The organism is Propionivibrio sp., from assembly GCF_049316945.1.
Taxonomy (GTDB): Bacteria; Pseudomonadota; Gammaproteobacteria; order Burkholderiales; family Rhodocyclaceae; genus Propionivibrio.
The window spans coordinates 1-8,620 of record NZ_JBMOJE010000163.1 but is presented as its reverse complement, the minus strand read 5'-3'; the positions used below and the strand labels follow the sequence as shown (position 1 = coordinate 8,620).

Here is an 8,620-nt window from a genome sequence, read left to right as displayed (position 1 = left end):
GCCTCCAAACCCTTGCGCCATCAGGGGGGCGCGGTTCGTGCGTCAGGGTTGGAATAGTGACCAAATAATCGACAAAACGAATCAAGTCGATGTAACATGTTCAACCTCGAACCGCCGTGCAGATAATAAAAAAGGCTACATCGCTGTTGGCTATTGCTGCAGGGTGTCGACTTTTGAAGGAGCGAGCTCTGCACTTCCTTCGGTCGGATATCAGCACGAAAGGTGGTTAATGCGGCACTGAAGGCGTCGGCTTTTGTAGGAGCGAGCTCTGCACTTCCTTCGGTCGGATATCTGCGCGAAAGGTGGTTGAGCTGGCACGGGAGTAATCGCTCAGCAAGCTGGGCTCCTACAAGAGCGTCAACAATTAACGATTAAAGCGCTATAAAAACAGTCATTTTCCAGCCAACTCAACAGTCAAATACCAATAAATCAATGCAAAGTCGCCAAAGCAAACTGCAGGAAGACACGGATTTCCGGATACTGCGGCTGTTACAAGAGAACCCCAAATCAAGCCAGCGGGAGTTGGCCAAGGCATTGGGAATCAGCTTGGGAGGGGTCAATTACTGCCTGCAGGCCTTGCTCAACAAAGGCTGGGTAAAACTGCACAATTTCCAGACTAACAAGAACAAACTGGCCTACGCCTACCTGCTCACACCCGCAGGCGTGGGCGAAAAAGCTGCGCTGACGGGCAGATTCCTCAAGCGCAAGATGGCAGAGTACGCGTTGCTAAAAGCCGAGATCGAAGCGGTACAGCAAGAAGCGTTGGAAAACGACAGCGCAGTAAAAAACATCGTATGAGCAAAATCACTCAGTTAACGGCCTGCCTGCGTAACCAACGCGTCGCAATTATTCGACACCAATGAAAAGCCACTCCCAACTAAGGCGATTTCTGCAAATGAATATACCAATCGTCTGGTTTTGTCGGTGGCTGAAATCAGCTCGAAATAAAGGCGCGCTCATGAAATCATTCCCGTTCCTCTCTGGTACCGTTACCATCTCCCCAAAAACGGCCAACTACCACGTCGAAGACCTCATCGTTAGCTTTGAATACAACTACCGCAGAATCGGCACCTGATCACCATGACCAAGCACTCACCAAAGATCTACGTAGCAGGCCACCGCGGTATGGTTGGCGCAGCCATCGTTCGCACATTGCAACAACATAGCCAAACGAACATCGTCACGCGCACCCATGCCGAACTTGACCTCATCGACCAGGCAGCCGTTCGCGCATTCTTCGAATCTGAAAAACCCGATCAGGTTTATCTGGCAGCCGCAAAAATAGGCGGTATTCACGCCAACAACAGCTACCCAGCCGAATTCATCTACCAGAACCTGATGGTGGAGGCTAATGTTATTTACGAAGCCTGGCGAGCGGGTGTGCAAAAACTCCTTTTTCTTGGGTCCAGTTGTATCTACCCAAAATTTGCCCCACAGCCCATGAGCGAAGAGGCGCTACTCACGGGCACGCTTGAGCCAACCAACGAACCGTACGCCATCGCAAAAATCGCGGGTATCAAACTCTGTGAAAGCTACAATCGCCAATACGGGGAAAGCCACGGTGTCGACTACCGCAGCGTCATGCCCACCAACCTCTACGGACCTGGCGACAACTACCACCCCGTAAACAGTCACGTCATCCCAGCGCTCATTCGGCGCTTTCATGAAGCCAAGGTCGCCAATGCCACCACAATCGCCATCTGGGGCACCGGCACTCCGCGCCGGGAGTTCCTCTACGTAGACGACATGGCGGCTGCCAGCGTGCACATGATGAACCTGGACAAAGCCATCTACGCAACCCACACCCAGCCCATGCTGAGCCACATTAACGTTGGGTATGGGCACGACATCACCATCAACGAACTTGCCCACGCCGTCGGCAAAGCCATTGGCTACCAAGGCCGGAATTACCTTCGACCCCAGCAAACCCGATGGCACGCCACGCAAGCTCATGGATAGCAGTCGCCTGAACGCGCTGGGCTGGCAAGCCAAAGTCGGGCATGAACAAGGACTGGCGCAGGCCTACCAGGACTTTTTACGCCAGCTCTTGGTCGATAAGTTCACCGCATGAATCTGTCAGCCCTTCACGCCCTCATCGCCGAAGGCGAATCACAAACGCTGGAATTCAAAACCTCGTTTAACAAAGCCTCAATTGAATCGTTAGTGGCTTTTGCCAATACACAGGGTGGGCGGGTGTTGGTGGATGTCTGATAACGGGAAACTGCTTGGCGTCAGCCTTGGCAAGGAAACACTCAACGAGTGGCTTGGTCAAATAAAATCTGCTACCAGCCCGGCCTTGATACCAGAAATAATCGCCCATGGCATTGACGGCAAAACCATCGTTGAAATCGATATTCGAGAATTCCCGGTCAAGCCGGTCAGTACTCGCGGGCGCTACTATAAACGTGTGGCAAGCTCCAACCATGCGCTAAGTTCTGGCGAAATTGCCGACCTCTATATGCAATCTCTACAGCTCTCGTGGGACGCTTACGAGGCGAGTGGCTATACGGTCGACCAGCTCTCCGTGGCTAAAATTCAGCACTTCCTTCGACTTGTCAATCAGCATGGTCGTTTTGCAGTGGATGAAAGCGATCCGTATGCCGCGTTGCAAAAGCTTCACTACCTCAAAAATGGCCATCCCTCCTGGGCCGCGCTACTCCTGTTTGCCGACGAGCCGCTCCGCCACAACGTCCATATTGGTCGCTTCAAAACGCCCGACATGATCATTGACGACCGGCAATTTACCGACACACTCTTTGAAGTGGTTGAGCAGTCGATGAAATTCATCGTCTCGTATATCAGTGTCGCCTTTGAATTTGATGGCAGCATTCAGCGCAAAGAACGCTTTGGTTACCCACTTGCCGCTCTACGCGAAGCGCTGTTGAATGCCATCGTGCATCGCAGCTACACCGACCCCAACGACATTCAGATAAAGATATTTGACGACAAGATCATGATTTTTAGCCCCGGCACCCTTTATGGAAACATTAGCGTGGCCGACATCCAGACCGACAACTACTGCTCCAGCCTGCGCAACAAGCTAGTCGCCGAAGGTTTCTACCTGATTAACGCCATTGAAAAATACGGCAGTGGCTTCATCCGCATCCGGCGTGCGCTCAAGGACTATCCGGAAGTGCAGTTCGATGTTCAGGAATTTCAGGGCGGTGTGATGGCCACGTTTTCCAACAAAAGCAGCCAGCTTGAGGTGGCAACCCCGCAAGTCACCCCGCAAGTCACCCCGCAAGTTGAGCAGCTACTGGCGGTGATTCAGGGGGAAATGACGCGCCAGGAGCTAATGGCCGTGCTTGGCTTAAAAGACCGCAAGCACTTTGCCGATGCCTATCTAAAGCCTGCGCTGGTCGAGGGCAAAATCAAAATGACTTATCCTGACAAACCCAACAGCCGCTTGCAGAAGTACCGCCTCACCCACGCCGGATAAGAACAGTTAAATTTATGCAGACAACTACCATGCTCCAAAAAACCGCACTAATTACCGGCATTACTGGCCAGGATGGTTCATACCTTGCCGAATTCCTGCTTGAAAAAGGCTACATCGTCCACGGCATCAAACGCCGCGCCAGCTCATTCAACACCCAGCGCGTAGGGCGCAATAACCAACGGGAATTGCGCCGAATGTTCGCGGGAACGGTGCAATGCGCTTCGCTTATTGACACCCTACACGGGCTACGGGATTGCGATTTTAAGATAGGGGAGAAGATAATTTCATGAAGTTATTTCGCAGACGTTCCTTAGAGTTCGGCACTCTGGAAGTTTACATGCGAGACTTAATCACCCCGTCCAACGACGAAAACAAGGAGTATGCAAAATGATCGCCGTCGAAATTGAAGCGCCCATCGTGAATCACCGCATTGACTTCAGTAGCGAGCGCCTGCCGTCGAATATCGTGCAGGCGAAGATCATTGTGATGTACGAAGAACCTTCTGCCGGGGAGCAAAACTCCGAAAACATCGATATCGTCGCCTTGGCGAGGATCGCACGAGCTAGTTTTCCCAAACGTAATTCAAAACAGCTTCATAATGAATTTCACGCGGTACGATCTGAATGGGATGATCGGGGCTACGGGCAATGATGATTCGCTGCCTGATCGACACGAATGTACTTATCGACTACCTCGGTGGCAACACCTCGTCGGCGTTTGTCCTGAATGTTGAACAGGCCTTGAGTGCTGGTTCCGTGGTATCGGTGATTACTACGATGGAATTGCTTGGTTGGCGCGGGCATAGCGAGCAAAGTCGCTGCGATGCAGAGAATCTGTTGCGCGGCATGGGCGAAATTGGACTCGCGCGCCCCGTGGTCAACGAGGTGATCAAGCTGCGGAGTCTGCTGGCTATCAAGTTGCCTGACGCCATCATAGCCGCCAGTGCCTTGGTCGAGAAATTGCCAGTCATGACTGCCAATACGAGCGACTTCAAGTCGATTCCCGGCTTGTCGCTGCTCAACCCCACCGCTCCATGACTAACCAGACTCGATTGATCAAGAAAAGGGAGCCTGGAGCGAGCACCATCGAAATTGCCGACCTCGCCGACCCGACAACACATAGGGCGCAATATCCAACGGGCAATGCGCTTCGCTTATTGACACCCTGCATGGGCTGTTGAATGCCGTCGCGCAGCGCAGCTACACCGACTCCGACGACATTCAGATAAAAATAGAGATAGCTGACGACAAGATCATGATTTTTAGCCCCGGCACCCTTTATGGAAACAACAGCGTGGTCGATATCCACACCGACAATTACTGCTCCAGCCTGCGCAACAAGCTTGTCGCCGAACGTTTCTACCTGATTAACGCCATTGAAAAAGGCGCTTTCATCTTTAATTATTGCCGCTCTTGTAGGAGCCCAGTTTTACTGGGCGATTACAGCGCCAAAATCAACCGCCCATCGCGCAGAAAATCCGACCAAAGGGAATGTGCCCCGCAGGAAATACCCTTGGGGTGCAGAGCCGACCGAAGGAAGTGCAGATCGCGCACCTACAAAACTCGACGGCGCGCACCAATAACCAATAACGCCATAGAATTGAAAAATACGGCAGTGGCTGTACCCGCATCCGGCGTGCGCTCAAGGTCTATCCGGAAGTGCAGTTCGATGTTCAGGAATTTCAGGGCGGTATGATGGTCACGTTTACCAGTACAAGCAGCCAGCTAGAGTTGGCAACCCCGCAAGTTGAGCAGCTACTGGCGGTGATTCAGGGGGAAATGACGCGCCAGGAGTTAATGGCCGTTCTTGGCTTAAAAGACCGCAAGCACTTTGCCGATGCCTATCTAAAGCCAGCGCTGGTCGAGGGTAAAATCAAAATGACGCAGCCTGACAAACCCAACAGCCGCTTGCAGAAGTACCGCCTTGCCCAAGCCGGATAAGAACAGTTAAATTTATGCAGACAACTACCATGACCAAAAAAGTCGCACTAATCACCGGCATCACCGGCCAGGATGGTTCCTACCTTGCCGAATACCTGCTTGAAAAAGGCTACATCGTCCACGGTATCAAGCGCCGAGTGTTGAATAGCAACTTGTACAAATCGCAATAGCCAACACAAATAAGTCCCATGCGAATCTACCTTGACATGTGCTGTTTCAATCGTCTTTAGGACGATCAAACACAAGCACGAATTCACCTTGAAACTGAAGCTAAGCTTTTATTACAGCAGAAGGTGAAAATCTTGAGTTTGATTTGATTTGGTCTTCTATTTTGGATTTTGAGTGCAAAAACAACCCTTTTGAAGAGCACCGTCACGCAATATTGCAGTGGCGATGGCTTGCAAAAACCATGGTTTTGACCGATGTTGAAATCATCGCCTGCGCCAAGTCTTACGGAATGGAGGGCATCCATAAATTTGACGCAATTCACGTCGCGTGCGCCATCGCAGGGCAGGCTGATTTATTCATAACGACGGATGACCGTTTACTCAAGAATATGAGAACAATCGGAACCATACCCACCATGCTGCCGGGTGAGGCCATTGCTTTTGTGGAGAACTGGTATGAGAACTGAATCTGAAATTCGCATGCAAGGCATGCAGGCCCTCATTGGGTCACTTGGGTTGATCGAAACCGAGCGTTTTTTGATAGCGGTAAATCAGGATAAATTTAACTATACCGAATGGCGTCGGCAAGGCCTGCCAGATATGAGCATTGAACAAATTGCCGCAACTGCCAATGAGTTCTCAAACCAACTCGGCCAATTCTGAAATATAGCTAGCCAACCCATACAAGAAATAATCCCGGTCATCCCCCGTGGTGGCTCAGGCACACGCCTATGGTCCTTGTGTGCCATGAGTAGCCTGTTTCAGCAAGCCATTGAGCGCGTCAATAACCTAGCCAGCGACTTAAGTGCCTACCAAGTTCTCAAAAATAAATTATGACCACCCCACAAAAAACTGCACCCAAAGTCGCACTAATCACCGGCATCACCGGCCAGGATGGTTCCTACCTAGCCGAATTCCTGCTTGAAAAAGGCTACGTCGTCCACGGCATCAAGCGTCGCGCGAGTTCATTCAACACCCAGCGCGTAGACCACATCTACCAGGACCCGTACATCCAGAATGCACACTTCAAACTGCATTACGGCGACCTCACCGATACCAGCAACCTGGTGCGCATCGTGCAGGAAACCCATCCGGACGAAATCTACAACCTCGGTCAGTCCCACGTCGCCGTCAGCTTCGAAAGCCCCGAATACACCACCGAAGTCGAAACCACGCTGGGCGACCCGATCAAGGCCAAGCAAAAACCAGGCTGGGTGCCCGAGATCACCGCGCAAGAAATGTGCGCCGAGATGCTCGCCAATGACCTTACCCAGGCCAAACAACATGCCTTGCTCGAACAGCACGGGTATCAAGTTAACGTGAGCGTGGAGCAAGCCACCCCATGACGCTCGCAGCCCTCCAAGCCCTCATCGCCGCAGGCGAATCCTTGACGCTGGAGCTTAAAAAGTCTACGGCAGAGAAAGACCGCGCCTGCCGCAGTTTGTGTGCGCTGGCCAATGGGCAAGGCGGGCAAGTAGTGTTCGGCGTCACCCCCGCCGGTAAAGTGGTGGGCCAAAAAGTAACCGACCGCACGTTGGAAGAACTGGCCCAAGAGTTTCAAGGCTTTGAGCCGCCGATGTCACCCCACCTACAGCGCATCCCGGTCACTGTCGGGGATGAGGCTGGATTAGAAGTGCTGTTGGTTCAGGTCGAGCGCGCCGCCCAAGTGCCTGTTTCTTTTCGCGGCGTGCCCTATGAGCGCGTACTCAACACCACCCGCGTCATGCCGCGAGCCACCTACCAGCGCTTGCTGATCGAGTCGATGCACGCCACTAACCGCTGGGAAATGCAGGCCGCCGAGAGCTGCGGCATCGACACCCTGGACTCGCGTGAACTCGTGGTCACCATCGAAGAAGCCATTCGGCGTGGCCGCATGGAAGACCCCGGCACCCGCGACCCGATGGGCTTGCTGCGGGGTTTGGGTCTGCTGGTGCAAGGCGACCAAATCAGCCGCGCCGCCATCGCCCTGTTTTGCAAGGACGATCACGCCATCCCCGAGTTTCCTCAATTTAATTTGCGCGTCGCACGATTCAAAGGCACCACACGCGACGAGTTTCTGGACAACCGCCAATACTCGGGCAGCGCTTTTGCGCTCATGCGTCGGGCAGAGCGCTTTCTGATCGACTGGATGCCCGTGGCCGGCAAAATTGTGCCCGGTCAAATGGCCCGTATCGACACGCCCGCGCTGCCCGTGGAAGCTGTGCGCGAAGCCCTGGCCAACGCCTTTATCCACCGCGACTACGCCAGCGCCGCAGGCTCGGTATCTGTGGCTTTGTACGACGACCGGCTTGAGGTCATCTCTCCCGGAGAACTGCACTTTGGACTGACCCCCGAAAAACTCTATCTGCCGCACGAATCCAAGCCATGGAACCCCTGGATTGCCAAGGTGTTTTACCGCCGCGGTTTGATCGAAACCTGGGGCCGGGGCACCCTCAAAATCGCGGGCCTGATGCAAGAAGCGGGTCTTGCGGCCCCCGCGCTCAAGGTTAGCGACGACGTTGTGACCATGACTTTTGACCTGCCCGCTTCCTTGGCTCGTTCAAAAAAAGAAGGTACTTCGAAGCAAACGCCGGGGAAAACGCTGGGGAAAACGCTGGGGAAAACGCCAGATATGATCCTTCGCCAGCTTGCAGAAGCGCCAAGCACTGCAATCCCCGAGCTAGCTCTGCAACTTGGCAAGTCAGACAGTGCCATTGAGCGGGCTATTCGCAAACTGCGTGCTGAAGGCAAACTGCGCCGCGTCGGCCCCGCCAAAGGCGGGCACTGGGAGGTTGTCGAATGAAAACCGCCCCAAACTCCGCAGCCTCACTGCTGGAAGTTATCCGCCAGGGCGAAAGTACGTTTATTGAATTAAAAAGCAGCTTCCAAAAAGAAGTAATTGAGACACTCCAAACAAGGCCGTCCCACCTTTGCCTGCCACCTACTTTTTTCCAAAAATGATGTATTTTTAAGCACCATTGAAGCCGGCCGTTTTGCCAGCCCCACCCTCATTAAAGACAGCATTACCAGCCGCAACACCCTGATTGAACAAGTCCAACGCATTATGGATTTCATGGTCAAGCACACCAACAAAG

The 8,620-nt window shown here is 53.1% G+C and carries 11 protein-coding genes and 4 pseudogenes; all 15 read left to right on the top strand.

All coding sequences use genetic code 11. From position 1 onward, the window contains the following. Positions 1-432: 432 nt before the first annotated feature. Positions 433-798: a MarR family EPS-associated transcriptional regulator gene (locus tag ACOYNV_RS23465; RefSeq protein ID WP_422902229.1), complete on the top strand. Its 366-nt coding sequence runs from the start codon at positions 433-435 to the stop codon at positions 796-798. 282 nt (positions 799-1,080) lie between these two features. Next, positions 1,081-2,071, top strand: a pseudogene (gene fcl / locus ACOYNV_RS23460) (GDP-L-fucose synthase). Beyond that, positions 2,068-2,211: a helix-turn-helix domain-containing protein gene (locus ACOYNV_RS23455; protein ID WP_422902228.1), complete on the top strand. Its 144-nt coding sequence runs from the start codon at positions 2,068-2,070 to the stop codon at positions 2,209-2,211. The pseudogene fcl and the gene ACOYNV_RS23455 overlap by 4 nt, the downstream one beginning before the upstream one ends. Then, on the top strand, positions 2,204-3,439 hold the full coding sequence (locus ACOYNV_RS23450; protein WP_422902227.1) for a Fic family protein: 1,236 nt from the start codon (positions 2,204-2,206) through the stop codon (positions 3,437-3,439). The genes ACOYNV_RS23455 and ACOYNV_RS23450 overlap by 8 nt, the downstream gene beginning before the upstream one ends. Before the next feature lie 29 nt (positions 3,440-3,468). Further along, positions 3,469-3,603 (top strand): annotated as a pseudogene (locus ACOYNV_RS23445) (GDP-mannose 4,6-dehydratase); the annotation flags it as partial. Positions 3,604-3,826: 223 nt separating this feature from the next. After that, positions 3,827-4,090: a hypothetical protein gene (locus tag ACOYNV_RS23440; protein WP_422902226.1), complete on the top strand. Its 264-nt coding sequence runs from the start codon at positions 3,827-3,829 to the stop codon at positions 4,088-4,090. Continuing rightward, positions 4,087-4,476: a type II toxin-antitoxin system VapC family toxin gene (locus tag ACOYNV_RS23435; protein ID WP_422902225.1), complete on the top strand. Its 390-nt coding sequence runs from the start codon at positions 4,087-4,089 to the stop codon at positions 4,474-4,476. The genes ACOYNV_RS23440 and ACOYNV_RS23435 overlap by 4 nt, the downstream gene beginning before the upstream one ends. Before the next feature lie 139 nt (positions 4,477-4,615). After that, entirely contained in the window at positions 4,616-5,134 is a 519-nt protein-coding gene (locus tag ACOYNV_RS23430) for an ATP-binding protein (RefSeq protein ID WP_422902224.1), read from the top strand. After that, positions 5,098-5,379: a Fic family protein gene (locus ACOYNV_RS23425; RefSeq protein WP_422902223.1), complete on the top strand. Its 282-nt coding sequence runs from the start codon at positions 5,098-5,100 to the stop codon at positions 5,377-5,379. The genes ACOYNV_RS23430 and ACOYNV_RS23425 overlap by 37 nt, the downstream gene beginning before the upstream one ends. A gap of 29 nt (positions 5,380-5,408) precedes the next feature. Next, a pseudogene (locus tag ACOYNV_RS23420) lies at positions 5,409-5,531 on the top strand (GDP-mannose 4,6-dehydratase); the annotation flags it as partial. Positions 5,532-5,692: 161 nt separating this feature from the next. After that, positions 5,693-6,013: a PIN domain protein gene (locus ACOYNV_RS23415; RefSeq protein ID WP_422902222.1), complete on the top strand. Its 321-nt coding sequence runs from the start codon at positions 5,693-5,695 to the stop codon at positions 6,011-6,013. After that, positions 6,003-6,209 carry a hypothetical protein gene (locus ACOYNV_RS23410; RefSeq protein WP_422902221.1) on the top strand — a complete coding sequence of 69 codons (207 nt, stop codon included), beginning with the start codon at positions 6,003-6,005 and terminating at the stop codon, positions 6,207-6,209. Before ACOYNV_RS23415 ends, ACOYNV_RS23410 begins: the two co-directional genes overlap by 11 nt. A 170-nt stretch (positions 6,210-6,379) precedes the next feature. Further along, positions 6,380-6,715, top strand: a pseudogene (locus ACOYNV_RS23405) (GDP-mannose 4,6-dehydratase); the annotation flags it as partial. Positions 6,716-6,888: 173 nt separating this feature from the next. Next, a complete protein-coding gene (locus ACOYNV_RS23400; protein ID WP_422902220.1) occupies positions 6,889-8,328 on the top strand; it encodes an ATP-binding protein in 1,440 nt (479 codons plus the stop codon). Positions 8,329-8,424: 96 nt separating this feature from the next. Continuing rightward, positions 8,425-8,620 (top strand): hypothetical protein (locus ACOYNV_RS23395; protein ID WP_422902219.1); only part of this gene is annotated, 196 nt, incomplete at its 3' end.

Bases quoted from the DNA above. Each gene is read 5' to 3' on its own strand.
- ACOYNV_RS23465 (WP_422902229.1), top strand. From the start codon at position 433: ATGCAAAGTCGCCAAAGCAAACTGCAGGAAGACACGGATTTCCGGATA.
- ACOYNV_RS23455 (WP_422902228.1), top strand. From the start codon at position 2,068: ATGAATCTGTCAGCCCTTCACGCCCTCATCGCCGAAGGCGAATCACAA.
- ACOYNV_RS23450 (WP_422902227.1), top strand. From the start codon at position 2,204: ATGTCTGATAACGGGAAACTGCTTGGCGTCAGCCTTGGCAAGGAAACA.
- ACOYNV_RS23440 (WP_422902226.1), top strand. From the start codon at position 3,827: ATGATCGCCGTCGAAATTGAAGCGCCCATCGTGAATCACCGCATTGAC.
- ACOYNV_RS23435 (WP_422902225.1), top strand. From the start codon at position 4,087: ATGATGATTCGCTGCCTGATCGACACGAATGTACTTATCGACTACCTC.
- ACOYNV_RS23410 (WP_422902221.1), top strand. From the start codon at position 6,003: ATGAGAACTGAATCTGAAATTCGCATGCAAGGCATGCAGGCCCTCATT.
- ACOYNV_RS23400 (WP_422902220.1), top strand. From the start codon at position 6,889: ATGACGCTCGCAGCCCTCCAAGCCCTCATCGCCGCAGGCGAATCCTTG.